Raw genomic sequence first — 18568 nt, 5'->3', positions numbered from 1 at the left:
TACTCACCACTTGCAGAAGTGGGAGTCTCAACTCAGACTGAGATGAAAATGATTGTTTGAGGATAAAGAGTGAGTCATTCGTATAAGTATGATTTCTATATTCTTCTTGAAAAAAGTACAAGAAGTATTCTTCAAAAAATAATTTGTGCAGGTGTGAAAGACATGACAAAAGTAAAGATATGCGGTCTGAGCAGACTGGAGGACATCGAAGCAGTCAATACATATGGCGCTGATTATGCAGGATTTGTCTTTTTTGAAAAAAGCAAACGAAATATCAGCTATGAAAAATCAGAGATGTTATTAAAAGAATTGAAAAAAAATCCGAATATCCAGTCTGTTGCGGTGTGTGTCAGTCCATCAAAGGATGAAGTGAAACGGATGCAGAATCTGGGATTTGATCTGATCCAGATTCATGGAACCATCCCAGCGGACTGCCAGTCAGACGGCGGTCTGGCACTGTGGCAGGCGGTAAATATCGCAGGAAGTACAGAGGTAGATGCAGATGAGCTGTTTATACAGTCACCGAACATCCAAGGTTATGTGGTAGACGGAGCGGAATATGGATCCGGTAAAACTTTCGGATGGGAAGCAGAAGAAAAAACATTTGTATTTCCGGAAAAATTGAAAATACAGAACCGGCAGTTTATTTTAGCAGGCGGTCTGAATATAGAAAACGTGCAAACCGGAATCCATATGCTGCACCCGGACGTGGTAGATGTCAGCAGTGGTGTGGAACGGGACGGAGTCAAAGATGCAGCTTTGATTCGGAAATTTATTTCAGCCGCAAAGCACTGCTAAGAAGCCGCAAGGTATAATGAGTGTAAACGAGTCAGCATGCTGATATGATTGGCAAGTGACGAGTGTTGATTATGAGCTGTTTTAGCTCATGATATAACTTATAAAAATTCGATTCGAAAAATACAAAGTAACATTTGATAGAGGCAGAAAGGTAAAAAACATGAACAAGAAAAATACATATTATGGAGAATTTGGTGGACAGTACGTGTCCGAGTCATTAATGAATACATTAGAGGAACTGGATGAGGCTTTTGAGGCAGCCATCAAAGATCCGGAGTTTATCGATCAGTATAACTATTATCTGAAACAGTATGTCGGACGTGAGACACCATTATATTATGCAGAACGTCTCAGCAAAAAATACGGTACAAAAATCTATCTGAAACGTGAAGATTTAAATCATACCGGTGCCCACAAGATCAACAACGTTATCGGTCAGATCCTTCTGGCAAAACGTATGGGTAAAAAGAAAGTCATCGCAGAGACCGGAGCAGGTCAGCATGGCGTGGCAACAGCAACTGGCGCAGCACTGTTTGACATGGAATGCACCGTTTACATGGGAAAAGAAGATATTGAGCGTCAGGCATTGAACGTAATGCGTATGGAAATGCTTGGTGCAAAAGTTGTCAGCGTAGAGTCAGGCAGCAACACCTTAAAAGACGCCACAAACGAAGCGATTCGTACATGGGCAAAAACAGCAGAAGATACCTTCTATGTTATCGGTTCTGCCGTAGGTCCGTATCCGTATCCGAAGATGGTCAAAGAGTTCCAGCGCGTCATCAGTAAAGAAGCAAAAGCGCAGCATTACGAAGCAGAAGGAAAACTTCCTGACGTGGTTGTGGCCTGCGTGGGCGGCGGTTCCAACTCCATCGGAATGTTTGCAGAATTTATTGACGAAAAAGATGTACAGCTGATTGGTGTGGAAGCAGCCGGACTTGGTGTAGAGACCGGAAAACATGCGGCAGCTATGGCACTTGGCGAGCCTGGAACCCTGCATGGCATGCGTTCCTATCTGCTTCAGGATGAGGATGGAAACATTCAGCTGGCACATTCTATTTCTGCCGGACTGGATTACCCGGGCGTTGGACCGGAGCATGCATATCTGCGTGACAGCGGCAGAGCACAGTACGTATCCATCACAGATACAGAGGCAATGGAGGCGCTGATGGAGCTTTGTGAATTAGAAGGAATCATTCCAGCCATCGAGAGTGCACACGCAATGGCTTATGCTTTCAAAAAAGCGAAAGAAATGACACCGGAGCAGTCCATGATCGTGTGTCTGTCCGGACGTGGTGACAAAGATGTTAATACTATTGCAAACTATCTGGCAGGAAAAGGTTATCTGAATTAATGAATCATTGACCAGATAGATGACGAAATAAAAAAACTATTTAAAACAAACAGCATGAATTAGTAAATTAAGCAATTATGGAAAATTAAATTTGGAGTAGAAGACTATGAACCGTATAGAGAAAAAATTACAGACATTACAGGAAAAAAACGAAAAAGCATTTATTACATATATTACTGCAGGACTTCCGGATATGGAGCATTGTGCAAAACTGATCCGTGCACAGGAAGAAGCAGGACTGGATATTCTGGAACTTGGTATTCCGTTTTCTGATCCGGCAGCAGATGGTCCGGTTATTCAGGATGCGTCCTACCGTTCTATTTTAAAAGGAACCAACCTGCGCAAGTGTTTTGAACTGGTAGACGGTGTCCGCAAAGACGGATGCGAGCTGCCGATCGTATTTATGATGTATTACAATACCGTGCTTCATTATGGATTAGAAGCATTTGCAGAAAAATGCGCAGAGGTTGGCGTAGACGGACTGATCATTCCGGATCTTCCGCTGGAAGAGCAGCAACCGTTAAAAGATGCACTGGCAAAACAGAATGCAACCATCCTGATCCAGTTGGTAGCGCCGGTATCTGACAAACGTATCCCGGAGATTTTGAAAGATGCAAGAGGATTTGTATATTGTGTATCCTCCATGGGTGTCACCGGTCAGGGTGCAAACTTCCATAAAGAAGTAATTTCTTATCTGAAATCTGTAAAAGAGCAGGCACAGATTCCAATCATGATGGGATTTGGTATTCGCACCACGGCAGATGTAGAGCCGATGAAAGACATTATTGATGGAGCAATTGTTGGTTCCCATTTCATCAATCTGATGGAAGAAAATCAGTATGATCTGGATGTGGCAAAAGAATACATTCAGACTTTTAAGTCAGAGCTGAAGTAAATGAGATAAAGTAGAAAAATATTTTAAGATCATAAATTCTGCATATGTACGAATTTAGAAAGAGGAATAGAGGAAAAACAGCTTTTTATATGTGCAAGAACAGATTTATGAGTAGTTGGTTGTAAAAAAGGAGAATTAGTATCATGGATATGAAGCAGGCAATTCAGAGAGTAGCAGACAGACAGGATCTGACCCGTGCAGAGGCAGAAGAAGTAATGGAGCTTCTTCTGACTGGCGCAGCCACACAGGCGCAGATCGGCGCATTTTTGACCGGATTGCATATGAAAGGTGAGACCATTGATGAGATCGTTGGTCTGGCATCTGTGCTGGCAGATAAAGCAGAGCACATTCATCCACATTCTGACAATTTTATCGATCTGGTAGGAACCGGCGGAGACTGCACCTATTCCTTCAATATTTCTACGACATCTGCTATTGTAACGGCAGCAGCTGGAGTGCCAGTGGCAAAACACGGCAATCGATCCATTTCAAGTAAGAGTGGAGCGGGTGACGTATTAGAGCAGCTTGGTGTAAATATTATGATGGAGCCGGAAAAAGTAGAGGCTTGTGTGGATGATGTCGGTATTGGATTTATGTTTGCGCAGACTTTTAATAAATCCATGCGGTTTGTAGGACAGGCGCGAAGCGAGATGGGCGTCCGTACCGTGTTTAACATTCTTGGTCCTCTGGCAAACCCATCTGGAGCAAAAGGTGTGGTAGTCGGTGTGTATGATCCGGCTCTGACGGAAACTATTGCAAATGTTATGGGACAGCTTGGTGTAAAACGTGCACTGGTAGTCAGCGGCAGAGATCATATGGATGAAATTACATTGAGCACAAAGACGGTTGTATCAGAATTAAAAGATGGAGCTGTAAAAACATATGAAATTGCACCGGAAGATTTTGGATTTAAGACCGTAGATCTGGCAGAACTGCAGGGTGGAACTGCTGCAGAAAATGCAGAGATTACACGCGCGATCCTTTCTGGAAAAGAGCAGGGAGCAAAACGTGAGATCGTGCTGCTGAATGCAGGAGCAGCTCTTTACATTGGCGGAAAAGCAGACAGTATTGCAGATGGAATCATTCTGGCAAAAGAAGCGATTGATTCTGGAAAAGCAGCAGAAGTGCTTGGAAATCTGGTAAATTATACAAAATAAGCAATAAGATGGATAAATCCTTACCGGTTGTAGGAATATTAACTATAAATATATTCATAAGAACTTATAAAATAAAAAGAACAACTGGTATGACGGCACCAATTGTTCTTTATTAATTCGTATTTATTCGCACTTGTTACGCAATGCTGTTTACTAATTTTGCTAAACGAGCAACTTTTCTGGAAGCATTGTTTTTGTGATAAACACCTTTGGATTCAGCTTTGCTGATAACGGAAGTAGCGGATACTAATGCTGCAGTAGCTGCTTCTTTATCGTTTGCTGCAACAGCTGCCTCTACTTTTTTAATAGCTGTTTTCACTGAAGAACGGATAGATTTATTTCTTTCTGTCTTTGTCTGCGCAACTAAGATTCTTTTCTTTGCTGATTTAATGTTAGCCAATCTGTACACCTCCCATGCTGAGAATTCTTAAATGATTGTTACATTAAAGCCGGACACGGACGAACTAATGTAAACATACTCATGTATTATAAGGTCGGAAATTGGAATTGTCAATAGAAAAACCGAAAAAAATGAAAAAATTGGTATAATTGTTTGTATTTTTTGAAATACTAGGATTATTTAGAAAAGTTGGGGTATTTTTTGTATGTTTGAAGTCAGAACAGACCTTGCGGTAGAGGAAAATGAACGGATTACAAAGGCGCAGGAAGAGGCAAAAGGGATCACTGTTACAGAAGAAGATTTTGAAGAGGAGCAGATTCACATTACAACCGTGCGGATTACGACGGAGAATGGGGCAAAGCAGATGGGAAAACCGAAAGGAACCTATATTACATTAGAAGCGGCGGAAATGATCGAGGATGATGAGGATTACCACAGAGAAATTTCAAAGCGGTTGGCAGAAATCCTGAAAGAACTGATTCCGGTGGAAGATAGTGGAAAAAGAGGTGTACAGAGGGGAGTTGGATCACAAAGTCGAGAGGATTCAGAAAATATAGAAAGAAAGAGCAGTACACATTTTGCTGAAGTCAATCAAAATATTGATAAAAAAGAAGAAATCGGCACATCAATTCTGGTGGCAGGACTAGGTAACCGTCTGGTAACACCGGATGCATTAGGTCCACAGGTGGCAGACAATCTGTATATTACCCGGCACATTATAAAAGAATTTGGCAGACGGGCCTATGAAAATGAACAGGTGCAGCCTATCAGTGCCATTGTACCTGGCGTTATGGCGCAGACCGGTATGGAAAGTCAGGAGATCATAGCCGGAATTATCCATGAAGTACAGCCGGATTATCTGATTGTGGTGGATGCACTGGCAGCGCGAAGCGTTCGCCGTTTAGGGCGCACGATCCAGATCACAGATACGGGAATTTATCCCGGCTCCGGTGTTGGCAATCATCGCTATAGCATTACAAAAGAAACAACGGGAATTCCGGTGATTGCCATCGGTATTCCGACGGTAGTGGAAGCAGCAACGATTGTTTATGATTCCATGTCAACATTAATTGATGAACTGGCACATGCGGAAAGTCTGCAGCCGTTAAAAAGATCCTGGGGGAAATTGACGGAAGCAGAGCATCGGAATCTGATCCGGGAACTGTTATCTCCGCAGTTAAATCATATGTTTGTGACACCAAAGGACATTGATGCGGAGATCAAGCGTATGAGTTATACGATTTCCGAAGCAATCAATCAGGCATTTTGCGGCTAAAAACATGTCATAAGAACAGGATTTCTTCATATACTTATATACGGGGAAAAGGAATGTGACATGTTGAAAATAACGAAAAAAAGAAGGCGAAAAGAAAGAAGAAAACGTATGATCACAGCAGGTGTACTGTTGATTGGCAGCAGTCTGTTTCTGTGGATCTGTATATTAGGAGTCCGTAATACCAGTCTGTGGAATCGTCTGCAATATCAGATCTGTTATCTGATGCTGAAGCAGTATGCGCCGGTGCTGACCGCAGGAGATGGGGATCAGACTGCTTATCAGATAGAAGACGATACGACGATGTATGATATGCAGTCAGAAAGTCAGCTGTCTTATGATCAGATTTTGGTAAAAAAAGATCCACAGGAGACACAGACGGTGGATGATTCTGCTGGAAATAGTGATACCGATGCAAATCAAACAGATCCTGAGAATACACAATCAAATGAAGCTGATGCATCATCGGGTGACGTGGCTACGACAGCTGTGTCGGCAGGTGGAAATGCAGTATCTCTGGAAAAATTAAATGATTTTGATTATCTGATTCAACATTATTATACCGTGGATAAGTCCACCACGATTAATAGCTCTCAACTTGTGGTGCAAAATCTGCTAAATAAAGATTGTACGATTCAGAAAACAACAGAAGATGTGCCGCAGATTCTGATCTATCATACCCACGGTTCCGAAGGTTATGCGGATTCCACACCGGGAGATCCAAATACTTCCGTGATTGCTGTGGGAAACCGACTGACGCAGCTTTTGCAGGATACATATGGCTATCACGTTTTACATGATACAGGAATTTATGACACGGATCGGGATCATGCCTACAATGTGGCAGCACCTGTGATCCAGAAAATTTTACAGGATCATCCGTCCATTGAAGTGGTGATCGATCTGCATCGTGACGGTGTGGCAGATACCACGCGTCTGGCAGCAAATATCAATGGCGTGGATATGGCGCAGGTGATGTTTTTTAACGGATTGAGTAAAACAACCGCTACTGGAGATATTGATTATCTGCGCAACCCTTATATCGAAGATAATCTGGCAATGTCTCTGAAAATGCAGCTTGCCGCCACAGAACTGTATCCGGGTTTTACAAGGAAAATTTATCTGAAAAGTTATCGTTACAATATGCATCTTTGTCCAAAATCACTATTGATCGAAGTGGGCGCCCAGACAAACACTCTGCAGGAGGCAGTCAATGCCATGGATCCGCTGGCACAGGTGCTGGATCGGGTGCTGAGTGGGAAATAGTTAAGAATGATAAAAAACACTTCCTATTTAACTAAAATTAGTGTATAATACTAAATTAATAAGTATTCGTGTCGGTTCTGACAGAAATTCCAAGGATGAATCATTTTTTATAATGTATTTAAAAATGTTTTTGTTTCAGTTTGATCGGGACAGAGGTCCATTCATATTACAGGAACCAAATGAATTACATCAGATAGTTTACTGGAGGGTATATTTTAAATGAGAGAAAAGTACGAGAGCTTATCGCTTGCTGTTTTAAAAGACCTTGCCAAGACAAGAGGATTAAAAGGAGTATCTGCTTTAAAGAAGGCAGATCTCATTGAACGTATGCTGCAGGAAGATGAGAAAGAAGTAGCAGTGGAAAAGGCAAAAGCAGCAGAAGAAAAGGCAACAGAAGAGAAGAAGACAGAAGAAAAGACAGAGTCAAAAGATAATGCAGAGGAAGCAGCAAAACCTGCAGGCAGAACCTATGTCAGAGAGCGTAAACCGGGACGTTACAGCACCAGAACAAATACGCGCCGTGAGGACAGGGATACTTCTGACCATTCAGAAGAAAAGAAGACAGAGGAAGAATTAGAGCAGATCCGAAAGGATGAGGCATCTCTAGACAGTGGAGAACAGGCGAACGGTATTCTGGAAGTTATGCCGGACGGTTACGGATTTATCCGTTGTGAAAATTATCTGCCGGGTGACAATGACGTGTATGTGGCACCGTCCCAGATCCGCCGCTTCAATTTAAAAACAGGCGATATTGTGTGCGGAAACAAACGTATCAAATCCCAGGGTGAGAAATTCAGCGCCCTGCTGTATGTTAGCACCGTAAACGGATATCCGCCGTATGAGGCAATGAACCGTAAACCGTTTGAAGATCTGACACCAATCTTCCCGAATGAGCGTCTGCGTCTGGAAACAAAGCCAAATGAGACAGCTATGCGAATTATGGATTTGATTTCCCCAGTTGGTAAAGGGCAGCGTGGTATGATCGTTTCTCCGCCAAAAGCAGGAAAGACAACTTTATTGAAAAAAGTAGCAACCGCTGTAAAGACCAATAATCCGGACATGCATATGATCATTCTGCTGATTGATGAGCGCCCGGAGGAGGTAACAGATATCAAAGAGGCTATCGAAGGCGATAACGTAGAAGTTATTTATTCTACTTTCGACGAACTTCCGGAGCACCACAAACGTGTATCCGAAATGGTAATTGAGCGTGCAAAACGTCTGGTAGAGCATGGTCAGGATGTCATGATTCTTCTGGACAGTATCACCCGTCTGGCAAGAGCGTACAACTTAGTCGTTCCGCCAAGTGGACGTACGTTATCCGGTGGTCTGGATCCAGCGGCATTACATATGCCGAAACGATTCTTTGGTGCAGCCAGAAACATGCGTGAGGGCGGCAGCCTGACAATTCTTGCAACCGCTCTGGTTGAGACAGGAAGCAAGATGGATGATGTTGTTTATGAAGAATTCAAAGGAACCGGTAACATGGAGCTTGTTCTGGATCGCCGTCTGTCCGAAAAACGTATCTTCCCGGCCATCGACATTGTGAAGTCCGGAACACGTAGAGAAGATCTTCTTTTAGATAAAGAAGAACAGGAAGCTACTTATATTATGAGAAAAGCATTCAACGGCATGAAGTCCGACGAAGCAGTAGAAAATATACTGAATATGTTTGTTCGTACCAAAAATAATCATGAGTTCGTGGAACTTGTAAAAAAACGGAAATTTTTCTAAAAAACTGCTTGCAATAGAAAAAAGTGCATGCTATAATATGAAAGCTGTGTACCGTGAGCGCGCGGTACAGAAAGATTAACAAGTTTATTGTTTTTCATAGACGTAAGTAGAATTACAAAGAAATTTGGTATGCGAGGTGAAATTAATGAGAGAAGGAATCCATCCGGATTATTATCAGGCAACTGTAACCTGTAACTGCGGAAACACATTCGTAACAGGTTCTACAAAGAGCGATATTCACGTAGAGATTTGTTCTAAATGCCATCCATTCTATACAGGACAGCAGAAAGCAGCTCAGGCACGTGGACGTATTGATAAGTTCAACAAGAAATACGGCTTAAAATAATAGTAAGATATGTGTGAAAATCAGGTTGAGGTTGCAAAATCTCAACCTGTTTTGTTAAGCAGGAAATTTTATGTTTTCTGAGTTTGACGAAACGGAGAGGAATTTCTATGCGATATTCTGGAATTGGCGGTCAGGCCGTCATGGAAGGTGTCATGATGAAAAATAAGGAACGGTATGCAGTGGCAGTCCGTAAACCGGATCAGGAAATTGAAGTCATGACAAAAGAATATAAAGGAATTGTTCCGGGAGAAGTGTGGCAGAAGATTCCGCTGGTGCGCGGCGTGTTGAGTTTTATTGACTCTCTGGTGCTTGGAATGTCCACGCTGATGTATTCCGCTTCTTTTTTTGAGGATGAAGAAGAATCAAAGGAGAAGAAGCAGGATACCGCAGAGAAGAAAAAGGCAAAGGAAAATGCCATGATGGGCGGAACGGTAGCGTTGTCTATTATACTGGCAGTCGCTATTTTCATGATCCTGCCTTATTATCTGTCGGTACTGTGTTCCCGGTTTATTGCGAGCGATATGGTTGTAGCAGTGATCGAAGGAATCCTTCGTCTTGCAATTTTTATCGGATATATATTGCTGATCTCAAAGATGAAAGAGATTCAGCGTGTGTTCATGTATCATGGTGCGGAGCATAAATGCATCAACTGCATCGAACATGGATTGGAACTGAATGTGGAAAATGTGCGGAAGAGCTCCAAGGAGCACAAACGCTGTGGCACAAGTTTTCTGATGTTTGTCGTGATCATCAGCGTAATCTTGTTTCTGTTTATCCGTGTGGATTCTCATGCATTGCGTCTGGTGCTTCGCTTAGCGCTGGTGCCGGTGATCGCGGGCGTTTCCTATGAGCTGCTGCGTGCAGCAGGCCGTAGCGATAATCCGGTGATCAATCTGATCAGTAAACCGGGTTTGTGGATGCAGGGACTGACCACAAAGGAGCCGGATGACGACATGATCGAGGTCGGCATTGCTTCTGTGGAAGCTGTGTTTGACTGGAGAAGCTATATTGCAGAGATCCGTGCGGAAGAAGGTGTTTCAGAGGCAGTCAATGCTGATACAAAATCTGAAGATGCTGAGCAGAAAGTGCAGGAGAAAAAGCCATGACATACCGGGAAGCAAGAATGCAGGCAGCAGCGCTGCTGAAAGCTGCAGGTGTGGAAAATGAGGCGGCAGAAAGCTGGTTTCTTATAGAAGCAGTCTGCCAGATCAGCCGCAGTTTTTATCTGCTGCATGAGCGGGATGAGATGAATCCGGAACAGGAAAAGGCTTATCTGGACCTGACGGAAAAACGCTGTCAGCGGATGCCGTTGCAGTATCTGACCGGAGAACAGGAATTTATGGGACTGCCCTTTGCGGTCAATGAACATGTACTGATTCCGCGTCAGGATACGGAAGTGCTGGTGGAAGAAGCCATTCAGATCTTAAAAAATAAGATGCCGGATGCGGAAGTTTTGGATTTGTGTACTGGTTCTGGATGCATTGGAATCAGTATTCAGTCCTTTTGTCCAGATACAAAAGTGACCGGGGCAGATATTTCGAAAGAAGCATTGCAGGTGGCAAAGCACAATGCATTGCAGAATCAGGTGCCGGTGAGCTTTGTTCACAGTGATTTGTTTTCGGAAATTTCCGGCAGATTTGATATGATTGTATCGAATCCGCCTTACATTCCGAGTAACGTGATCGATACGCTGATGCCGGAAGTGCGTGACCATGAACCGATGGGAGCGTTGGACGGAAAAGCGGACGGGCTTTATTTTTACCGGAGGATTACGGAAGAAAGCGTTGCTCATCTGAATGACGGCGGCTATCTGCTGTATGAGATCGGTCATGATCAGGCAGAAGCAGTCAGCGGATTTATGAAAGAACATGGATTTAATGATATAAAAGTGATTCGCGATCTGGCGGGACTTGACCGGGTTGTGAGAGGAAGGAGATAAACTATGTTTGACAGACTGGAAGATACACTGGTGCGTTTTGAAGAGTTACTCAGTATGCTGAGTGAGCCGGATGTGGCAAATGACCCGAAACGTTTCCAGAAACTGATGAAGGAGCAGGCAGATCTGGCTCCGATCGTAGAAGCATACAAAGAGTATAAAGAAAATAAACAGAACATCGAGGACAGTCTTGCCATGTTGCAGGAGGAGAGCGATGAGGAACTTCGCGAGCTTGCAAAAGAAGAACTGGCAGAGTCCAAAGAAAAAGTAGAAGAATTAGAGCAGAAATTAAAAATCCTTCTGCTTCCGAAAGATCCGAACGATGACAAAAACGTTATCGTGGAGATCCGTGCAGGCGCCGGTGGAGACGAGGCAGCACTGTTTGCAGCAGAAATCTACCGTATGTATGTACACTATGCAGAGAGCAAACGATGGAAAGTTGAGACCATGGACGTGGAGGAAATCGGTATCGGCGGTATGAAGTATGTCAGCTTCATGGTAACCGGTCAGGGTGCTTATTCTTTACTGAAATATGAGAGTGGTGTGCACCGTGTACAGCGTGTACCGGAGACAGAGTCCGGCGGACGTATCCATACTTCCACCATCACTGTTGCAATCATGCCAGAGGCAGAGGAAGTAGATGTACAGATTGATATGAACGACTGTAAATTCGATGTATTCCGTGCATCCGGAAACGGTGGACAGTGTGTCAACACAACTGACTCTGCTGTTCGACTGACACATATCCCGACAGGTATCGTAATTTCCTGTCAGGATGAGAAATCTCAGTTGAAAAACAAAGATAAAGCCTTAAAAGTACTTCGTGCAAAACTGTATGATATGGAATGCCAGAAAGCACATGATGCTGAGGCAGAGGCAAGAAGAAGTCAGGTCGGAACCGGAGACCGTTCCGAGAAGATCCGTACTTACAACTTCCCACAGGGACGTGTGACAGATCATCGTATTAAACTGACACTGTATCGTCTGGAGTCCATTATGAATGGTGATATTCAGGAGATCATTGATGCACTGATCGCAGCTGATCAGGCAGCAAAACTTGCGAAGATGAATGAAAATTAATTTTATCACAGGGCAAAAGCGATTATCCAGTTTTAGGGCAAAAGTTTTAGCCTGTGAGAAAAACAGACATCAAGTAAAAAACTAAGAATAACCTTGAGGAATTGTAAAAAAACAGTTCCCCAAGGTTTTTTGTATCTGATTGGGAGTTTTATGTGACTTGCTGATTTTAACACTTTTTATGTAAAATAGTTTTTCTTTGAAAAATAGAGGAGGTGTTATATACTTATTATACTTCACAAATTAAGTGTGGGGTATCTTATTTTTTGCGTTCAAAAATGAAAGTGAGTGCGATAAGAAAATAGTGTATAATAAATACAATATATCAAAAATTTGGAGGAATTACATAATGGGCGAGAATAGTGAATGTAAGAAAGTGCTCCACAGTTGTGTCGACTGTGGTGTAACAAATTGCAATAAAATGGACAAGTATTATCCGGACTTCTGCCTGACAACAGCTATGGATGAGACACTGTTAGGCGAAGTGATCCGCTTATATGATGACGAGGAAAATAAAAAAGTAACACTTGCAGCGGCAGGTGTGGAGAGTGATTATTATTGTCAGATGTGCCGCGTGGAGGAAACCATTGAATTTGCAAAACGGATCGGTGCAAAGAAAATCGGTATTGCTACCTGTGTGGGACTGATCCGTGAGACACGTACACTGACCAAAATTTTACGCAGTCATGGATTTGAGGTGTACGGTGTCGCCTGTAAAGCAGGTACGGTGCGTAAAACAGAAGTTGGGATTCCAAAAACCTGTGAAAACACCGGTGTGAACATGTGCAATCCTATTTTACAGGCAAAGATGCTGAATGCAGAGCACACGGATCTGAATATTGTGATGGGACTTTGCGTGGGACATGACAGTATGTTTTACAAATATGCCGAAGGACTAACAACGACACTGGTGGTAAAAGACCGCGTGCTTGGTCATAATCCGGTGGCAGCATTGTATGCAGCGGATGGATATTATCACAACAAATTATGTCCACAGGATTAGCCAAAACTGGGATTAATAAAAACCAGAATTGGCAAAACTAAGATTTGATAAAAAATCATTTGGAAAAGAGGTTGAAACACAGTGATTCGTTTGGCAAAGGAAAAGGATTTGGATAACATACAGGAAATCTATGTGTATGCCCGCAAATTTATGGCAGAACATGGCAATCCAACCCAGTGGGGACAGACACGTCCAACGGAAGAAACGTTACGAAAAGATATTGAAAAAGAACAATTATATGTGATAGAGGAGCGGGATCGGCTTCAGGGAGTATTTGCCCTGATCATAGGAGAGGATCCGACTTATCAGAATATTGAGCAGGGCAGTTGGAAAGATACGAGTCTTTATGGAACGATTCATCGGATCGCTTCTGCATCGGAAGCCCATGGTATCATGGAGCAGGTACTTGCATTTGCGTGGAAAAAAATCCAGCATTTACGTATTGATACCCATGAGAATAACAAAGTGATGCAGCATCTGATCCTGAAAAACGGGTTTGAAAAATGTGGCATTATTTATGTAGATGATGGAAGTCCGAGAGTTGCGTTTGAAAAAACATCTAAGGAAGAAGATGAAAAGAAAATCGCACAAAATCCCCATATGGAAGAGAAAGATTTAAAAGAATCCGATATAACAGATGCAACAGAGATAGCACATACAGTGACATCCTCAGAAGTAAATACGAAGCTTCAGATCCGAATTGCAACACCTTTGGATGCAAAAGAAATTTTAGACATATATGCGCCTTATATTTTGCAGACAGCGATTACTTTTGAATACGAAGTACCAACGCTGGAGGCATTTACCCGGAGAATCGAACAGACATTGGTGAAATATCCGTATTTGGTGGCAGAGCAGGACGGAAGAATCGTCGGGTATGCCTATGCAGGTCCGCTGCATGAGCGTGCGGCTTATGACTGGGCAGTGGAGACATCAATCTATGTGAAAATGGACGCAAAAGGACAGGGAATTGGGAAAAAATTATATGTAGCGTTGGAAGAGGCGCTGCTCAGACAACACATAGTCTGTGTAAATGCCTGCATCGCTTATCCAGATCAGGAAAAGGATGTTTATCTGACCAAAGACAGTGTGGACTTCCATGCTCATCAGGGTTACAAAATGGTGGGAAAATTTCATCAGTGCGCCTATAAATTTGATCACTGGTACAATATGGTATGGATGGAGAAAAGCCTGTGTGAGCGTCCGCAGCATCCAGAGCCGATGATCTGGTTTTCCAGACTGAGAAAAAAGAATGCAAAAACGGAACCGGTGGATTAGAGTAGGCACAGGATCGGAGCAATAACAGAATTGGGATAACATTAGAATAAACACGGAATCGGAATGAGAGCAGGATTGGGATAAAACTGGAATAAACACAGGGTCGGAACAATATAGAATTGGAATAAATCTTGCTGTCTGCCGCCTGATATGCTATACTAATCCAGTATGAAAAATAGCTACAATTATTATCACTGTGTATTCACAGAAATCCGCAGAAAAACAGGATGACTGTCAAAATACATGGGAGAAAGCAACTGGAAAAGGAAGTTTGGAATGAAATTAATTTCATGGAATGTCAATGGTTTGCGTGCCTGTGTACAGAAAGGATTTCTGGATTTCTTTCACGAGGCGGACGCAGATATTTTTTGTGTTCAGGAGACAAAACTTCAGGAAGGGCAGATTCAGCTTGACCTGGAAGGATATGAACAATATTGGAACTATGCGGAGAAAAAAGGTTATTCCGGTACCTCAGTATTTACGAAGCAGACACCGTTGTCCGTACGCTATGGAATCGGGATCGAAGAACATGACCATGAAGGTCGTGTGATCACACTGGAATATGAGGACTTTTTCTTTGTGACAGTATATACGCCGAATTCCCAGAGTGAATTGGCACGTCTGGATTATCGTATGAAGTGGGAAGATGATTTCCTTGCTTATATTAAATCTCTGGAAGAGACAAAACCGGTGATCTATGCCGGAGACTTAAATGTGGCACATCAGGAGATCGATCTGAAAAACCCGAAGACAAACCGCAAAAATGCCGGTTTTACCGATGAGGAGCGTGGCAAATTTTCCAACGTTCTGGCAAGCGGCATGATCGATACCTACCGTTATTTTTATCCGGAGCAGACGGGCATTTATTCCTGGTGGTCTTACCGGTTTAAAGCCCGGGAGAAAAATGCTGGATGGAGAATTGATTATTTTGTTGTGTCAGAGTCATTAAAAGACCGGTTGCAGGATGCGAAGATCCATACGGAAGTGTTTGGATCGGATCACTGTCCGGTGGAATTGGATATTGAAATTTAGGAGTTTGGCATGAAGAAAGAACAAGAAACAGAAAACAATAAGACAGAAGAAAAAAAAGGTGATATGCGAAAAGAAGTGGTTAGCTGGGTTCGGATGTTCGTGATCGTGATCGCGGTGGTTTTCGTGTTGACGCAGTTTGTCATTATCAATGTCAGAGTACCGTCCGGATCCATGGAAAATACGATCATGACCAAGGATCGTCTGATTGGCTTCCGTTTTTCTTACTGGTTTGATGAGCCGCAGCGTGGAGATATTATCCTGTTTTCCTATCCGGTGGATGAGAAGCAGACTTACATTAAGCGTGTGATCGGACTGCCGGGTGAGACCGTTGAGATCCGGGATGGCAAAATTTATATCGATGGATCGTCAGAACCGCTGGAAGAAGATTACTTGAAGGAAACATGGACCTGGGAAAATGACGGTTATACGTTTAAAGTACCAGAGGGATGTTATTTTGTACTGGGTGATAACCGAAACGATTCGGAAGACGGTCGTTTTTGGGCACAGATCGCGTTAAACGAGGGAAAAGCTTCGACACCGGAAGAAGCAGAACCGTACAGTTACGTGAAAAAAGATGAGATCAAGGGCAAAGCGATTTTTAAATATTATTCAAAATTCGCGATATTGACCAATAAATAATAAATAAGCGACAGCATATGCACATGGAGGAAACAAAAATGGCAGAATCAATGAAAGACTTTGAAAAAGAACTGGAAGAATCCTATAAAGTAATGGGAGACGGTGAAAAAGATACCGACACTTTACTGGCATGGGAGAAAATCAAAGAGTTATATGAGAATCAGGAGACACTGGATGTAACCGTATCCGGTATCGTAAATAAAGGTGTCATCGCACTGGTAGAGGGTGTACGTGGATTTATTCCTGCATCCAGACTGAGTTTAAGTCATGTGGACGATTTAAATCCATGGCTTGGCAGAGAGCTGAAAGTCCGCATTATCACAGCAGACGCTGAGAATGACAAACTGGTATTATCTGCAAGAGAGATTTTAAAAGAGCAGCGCGATGCAGAGAAAAAATTAAAAGTAGCTGAGATCAAAGAAGGCGAAGTGCTGACTGGTAAAGTAGAAACTATCAAAGATTACGGCGCATTTGTAGATCTGGGCGATGGTGTATCCGGTCTGGTACATATTTCTCAGATTTCTCTGGATCGTATCAAACATCCGTCTGTTGTTCTGAAAGAAGGACAGGAAGTACAGGTAAAAGTCATTGGAAATAAAGATGGCAAGATCAGTCTCAGCATGAAAGCACTGCTTCAGGAAAAAGAGCAGGAAGAAGAAGTGCATGTGGAGATTCCGGAAGCAGAAGAGATCGGAACATCCATGGGTGATCTGCTGAAAAAATTCAAATTTTAGTTAACTTAAATTTAAGAAAGCCCATTGTTTCAGTTGTGTAAAATAAGAAGCAATGGGGACTTCTTTATATCAGAAGGGGAATATAGTCCTCTTTTCAAAAAAATAAAAATCGGAGGAGTATCATGGCAGCAAATAAGATTGTACATGAGCCGGGAAAATATTTTGATTGTACCTCCATGCATGGAAAATGGTGTACCATTACAATGGTGGGACAGGATGTCGGTTATGCCCGGGTAGGAATTATTTCTTCCGGACGCGATTATATATTGTTTCAGTTCCGGGATAAAACGGGACTGGTGGCAAAAGCGTATGTTAAACATATCGTGGAAGTCAAAATGAATGAACGTAAATTGAAAAAAGAGCAGGAGCTGGTAGTGCGCGAGTGGGATGACAGTGTGAATCCGTTTACCTATTTTCTGGATAAACGCTGTGATATCCATGTGCATCAGACACGGTTGTTTGAAGCCAGTCCGGGATTTTTTCATGCAAAAATTATGTTTGTGGGTGAAAATATCATTCGTATACACGAAAACAGCAAAGACTATAATCTGAACCAGTTTATGATCTGTGGAATGATGGAGAGTTGAGAGGGTAAAGCAATGGAGAACGAGAAAAATATGGCGATGCCGGAATTTACAAACAAAGAGGTTGAAAAGGCAATCAAACAATTCCTGGATGAAAAATCAAATGAAAATATGGCAAATCTGATGCAGGCGATGAGAGATACAAGATTTCTGGTACCGGCAGATTTTCCACCAGATATTAAAAAGCAGGTGATCGAAAAAGCAAAACGTGGGGAGAAGATTGATGTGAAAACAGCACCACGTATGCTTCCGATTATTGTTCAGAACCCACAGGGGGAACATTTTGCACCGGCATACACATCTTCCAAACAGATGGCAGAAAAAGGAAAATATCCGGCAATTCTGAATGTGACGATAGACGAATTGTTACGTATCGGTTCTAATCCGTCACTGAAGTTGAAAGGAATCATTGTCAATCCAGATACCGATAAAATGATCCTGCATCCGAAATTTATCGATGCGATGAAACAGCTGAAAGCAGCGCAGAAACAGGGAACTGCACCACAGGGCAAACCTGAGGTGAAAGAACTTAAGATGAGTCGTGCGCAGTTTGAATTGTTTGCCCGCAGAACCTGTGAATGGGGAATTATTCCGCGAGTTGTATACAATGAAAATGCAGAGTTTATGAAAAAACTGGAAGAGAAGCAGGGCAAATTTATGGCAACGCTGTACCGTCAGCCATACGGTGATAAACTTCCGTGTCCGTATTCTGAAAAAGATTTTGAGATTATGATTCTTGATATTGACGAGGAGACCTGTGTGGCAAGCATTGAGCTCCCAAAACAGAATATGGCACCACAGATGGCACATTCTATGTACATTGTATGGAATCCGCAGAACAACGAAATGCGTTATTTCACAATTGAGCAGGGAATGCCGAACGAAGACAACGTACTTTGCAGTGTAGATGCTGCCGGAAAACGTGAGGAGCTTCAGACTGCTCCGCCAACCGGAAGTGAGATTTCTGCCGTGCTGGAACTGGTGCGTGAGGATCGCGAAGATGCACAGGCAGAATAGTATTCAAGAATGCTCCGGCATTCTTGTTGCGAGGTGCGCGTCATGCAA

At 42.8% G+C, this 18568-nt stretch carries 19 protein-coding genes; 18 read left to right on the top strand and 1 reads right to left on the bottom strand.

Annotation, left to right across the window (positions count from 1 at the left end; genetic code table 11):
- Window positions 1-162: 162 nt before the first annotated feature.
- From LG34_RS00430 to trpD, 4 genes are all read left to right on the top strand, one after another.
- Entirely contained in the window at window positions 163-798 is a 636-nt protein-coding gene (locus tag LG34_RS00430) for a phosphoribosylanthranilate isomerase (protein ID WP_146190155.1), read from the top strand.
- Window positions 799-958: 160 nt separating this feature from the next.
- Window positions 959-2149, top strand: a complete 1191-nt coding sequence (gene trpB / locus LG34_RS00425; RefSeq protein WP_109214349.1) for a tryptophan synthase subunit beta — start codon at window positions 959-961, stop codon at window positions 2147-2149.
- A gap of 106 nt (window positions 2150-2255) precedes the next feature.
- A complete protein-coding gene (trpA, locus tag LG34_RS00420) occupies window positions 2256-3044 on the top strand; it encodes a tryptophan synthase subunit alpha (protein WP_109214348.1) in 789 nt (262 codons plus the stop codon).
- 143 nt (window positions 3045-3187) lie between these two features.
- A complete protein-coding gene (trpD, locus tag LG34_RS00415) occupies window positions 3188-4201 on the top strand; it encodes an anthranilate phosphoribosyltransferase (RefSeq protein ID WP_347486528.1) in 1014 nt (337 codons plus the stop codon).
- A gap of 136 nt (window positions 4202-4337) precedes the next feature.
- On the opposite strand, the gene rpsT is transcribed toward trpD, so the two are convergent.
- The gene (rpsT, locus tag LG34_RS00410) at window positions 4338-4601 is read right to left on the bottom strand and encodes a 30S ribosomal protein S20 (RefSeq protein WP_109214347.1); all 264 of its coding nucleotides are present in this window, start codon (window positions 4599-4601) and stop codon (window positions 4338-4340) included.
- 205 nt (window positions 4602-4806) lie between these two features.
- On the opposite strand from rpsT, the gene gpr reads away from it, so the two are divergent.
- From gpr to LG34_RS00340, 14 genes are all read left to right on the top strand, one after another.
- Window positions 4807-5877, top strand: a complete 1071-nt coding sequence (gene gpr, locus LG34_RS00405; protein WP_109214346.1) for a GPR endopeptidase — start codon at window positions 4807-4809, stop codon at window positions 5875-5877.
- 108 nt (window positions 5878-5985) lie between these two features.
- Window positions 5986-7140 carry a stage II sporulation protein P gene (spoIIP, locus tag LG34_RS00400; RefSeq protein WP_242979757.1) on the top strand — a complete coding sequence of 385 codons (1155 nt, stop codon included), beginning with the start codon at window positions 5986-5988 and terminating at the stop codon, window positions 7138-7140.
- Window positions 7141-7359: 219 nt separating this feature from the next.
- On the top strand, window positions 7360-8874 hold the full coding sequence (gene rho / locus LG34_RS00395; RefSeq protein WP_109214344.1) for a transcription termination factor Rho: 1515 nt from the start codon (window positions 7360-7362) through the stop codon (window positions 8872-8874).
- Window positions 8875-9019: 145 nt separating this feature from the next.
- Window positions 9020-9220: a 50S ribosomal protein L31 gene (rpmE, locus tag LG34_RS00390; RefSeq protein WP_021739751.1), complete on the top strand. Its 201-nt coding sequence runs from the start codon at window positions 9020-9022 to the stop codon at window positions 9218-9220.
- A gap of 107 nt (window positions 9221-9327) precedes the next feature.
- Window positions 9328-10326, top strand: a complete 999-nt coding sequence (locus tag LG34_RS00385; protein WP_109214343.1) for a DUF1385 domain-containing protein — start codon at window positions 9328-9330, stop codon at window positions 10324-10326.
- The gene (gene prmC / locus LG34_RS00380) at window positions 10323-11159 is read left to right on the top strand and encodes a peptide chain release factor N(5)-glutamine methyltransferase (RefSeq protein WP_109214342.1); all 837 of its coding nucleotides are present in this window, start codon (window positions 10323-10325) and stop codon (window positions 11157-11159) included. The genes LG34_RS00385 and prmC overlap by 4 nt, the downstream gene beginning before the upstream one ends.
- 3 nt (window positions 11160-11162) lie before the next feature.
- Window positions 11163-12236 carry a peptide chain release factor 1 gene (prfA, locus tag LG34_RS00375; protein WP_109214341.1) on the top strand — a complete coding sequence of 358 codons (1074 nt, stop codon included), beginning with the start codon at window positions 11163-11165 and terminating at the stop codon, window positions 12234-12236.
- 346 nt (window positions 12237-12582) lie between these two features.
- Window positions 12583-13236: a DUF1847 domain-containing protein gene (locus tag LG34_RS00370; protein ID WP_109214340.1), complete on the top strand. Its 654-nt coding sequence runs from the start codon at window positions 12583-12585 to the stop codon at window positions 13234-13236.
- Between the two features lie 108 nt (window positions 13237-13344).
- The gene (locus tag LG34_RS17290; RefSeq protein WP_347486527.1) at window positions 13345-14514 is read left to right on the top strand and encodes a GNAT family N-acetyltransferase; all 1170 of its coding nucleotides are present in this window, start codon (window positions 13345-13347) and stop codon (window positions 14512-14514) included.
- A 276-nt stretch (window positions 14515-14790) separates the two neighbouring features.
- Entirely contained in the window at window positions 14791-15546 is a 756-nt protein-coding gene (locus tag LG34_RS00360) for an exodeoxyribonuclease III (RefSeq protein WP_109214339.1), read from the top strand.
- A gap of 9 nt (window positions 15547-15555) precedes the next feature.
- On the top strand, window positions 15556-16185 hold the full coding sequence (gene lepB, locus LG34_RS00355; RefSeq protein ID WP_109214338.1) for a signal peptidase I: 630 nt from the start codon (window positions 15556-15558) through the stop codon (window positions 16183-16185).
- A 38-nt stretch (window positions 16186-16223) separates the two neighbouring features.
- Window positions 16224-16919 (top strand): S1 RNA-binding domain-containing protein, encoded by a 696-nt coding sequence (locus LG34_RS00350; RefSeq protein ID WP_109214337.1) that lies wholly within the window; start codon window positions 16224-16226, stop codon window positions 16917-16919.
- A 122-nt stretch (window positions 16920-17041) separates the two neighbouring features.
- Window positions 17042-17506, top strand: coding sequence for a hypothetical protein (locus tag LG34_RS00345; protein ID WP_109214336.1), 465 nt, complete (start codon window positions 17042-17044; stop codon window positions 17504-17506).
- 12 nt (window positions 17507-17518) lie between these two features.
- Window positions 17519-18520: an SseB family protein gene (locus LG34_RS00340; RefSeq protein ID WP_109214335.1), complete on the top strand. Its 1002-nt coding sequence runs from the start codon at window positions 17519-17521 to the stop codon at window positions 18518-18520.
- Window positions 18521-18568: the final 48 nt, after the last annotated feature.

The sequence above is a fragment of the Eubacterium ramulus genome, from assembly GCF_003122485.1.
In the GTDB taxonomy this organism is placed as follows: domain Bacteria; phylum Bacillota; class Clostridia; order Lachnospirales; family Lachnospiraceae; genus Eubacterium_I; species Eubacterium_I ramulus_A.
This window is presented reverse-complemented; position numbering and strand designations above follow the sequence as displayed.

What these genes read in the sequence shown, in the direction of transcription:
- LG34_RS00430 (WP_146190155.1), top strand. Translation starts at nt 163, where the DNA reads ATGACAAAAGTAAAGATATGCGGTCTGAGCAGACTGGAGGACATCGAA.
- trpB (WP_109214349.1), top strand. Translation starts at nt 959, where the DNA reads ATGAACAAGAAAAATACATATTATGGAGAATTTGGTGGACAGTACGTG.
- trpA (WP_109214348.1), top strand. Translation starts at nt 2,256, where the DNA reads ATGAACCGTATAGAGAAAAAATTACAGACATTACAGGAAAAAAACGAA.
- trpD (WP_347486528.1), top strand. Translation starts at nt 3,188, where the DNA reads ATGGATATGAAGCAGGCAATTCAGAGAGTAGCAGACAGACAGGATCTG.
- gpr (WP_109214346.1), top strand. Translation starts at nt 4,807, where the DNA reads ATGTTTGAAGTCAGAACAGACCTTGCGGTAGAGGAAAATGAACGGATT.
- spoIIP (WP_242979757.1), top strand. Translation starts at nt 5,986, where the DNA reads ATGATCACAGCAGGTGTACTGTTGATTGGCAGCAGTCTGTTTCTGTGG.
- rho (WP_109214344.1), top strand. Translation starts at nt 7,360, where the DNA reads ATGAGAGAAAAGTACGAGAGCTTATCGCTTGCTGTTTTAAAAGACCTT.
- rpmE (WP_021739751.1), top strand. Translation starts at nt 9,020, where the DNA reads ATGAGAGAAGGAATCCATCCGGATTATTATCAGGCAACTGTAACCTGT.
- LG34_RS00385 (WP_109214343.1), top strand. Translation starts at nt 9,328, where the DNA reads ATGCGATATTCTGGAATTGGCGGTCAGGCCGTCATGGAAGGTGTCATG.
- prmC (WP_109214342.1), top strand. Translation starts at nt 10,323, where the DNA reads ATGACATACCGGGAAGCAAGAATGCAGGCAGCAGCGCTGCTGAAAGCT.
- prfA (WP_109214341.1), top strand. Translation starts at nt 11,163, where the DNA reads ATGTTTGACAGACTGGAAGATACACTGGTGCGTTTTGAAGAGTTACTC.
- LG34_RS00370 (WP_109214340.1), top strand. Translation starts at nt 12,583, where the DNA reads ATGGGCGAGAATAGTGAATGTAAGAAAGTGCTCCACAGTTGTGTCGAC.
- LG34_RS00360 (WP_109214339.1), top strand. Translation starts at nt 14,791, where the DNA reads ATGAAATTAATTTCATGGAATGTCAATGGTTTGCGTGCCTGTGTACAG.
- lepB (WP_109214338.1), top strand. Translation starts at nt 15,556, where the DNA reads ATGAAGAAAGAACAAGAAACAGAAAACAATAAGACAGAAGAAAAAAAA.
- LG34_RS00350 (WP_109214337.1), top strand. Translation starts at nt 16,224, where the DNA reads ATGGCAGAATCAATGAAAGACTTTGAAAAAGAACTGGAAGAATCCTAT.
- LG34_RS00345 (WP_109214336.1), top strand. Translation starts at nt 17,042, where the DNA reads ATGGCAGCAAATAAGATTGTACATGAGCCGGGAAAATATTTTGATTGT.
- LG34_RS00340 (WP_109214335.1), top strand. Translation starts at nt 17,519, where the DNA reads ATGGAGAACGAGAAAAATATGGCGATGCCGGAATTTACAAACAAAGAG.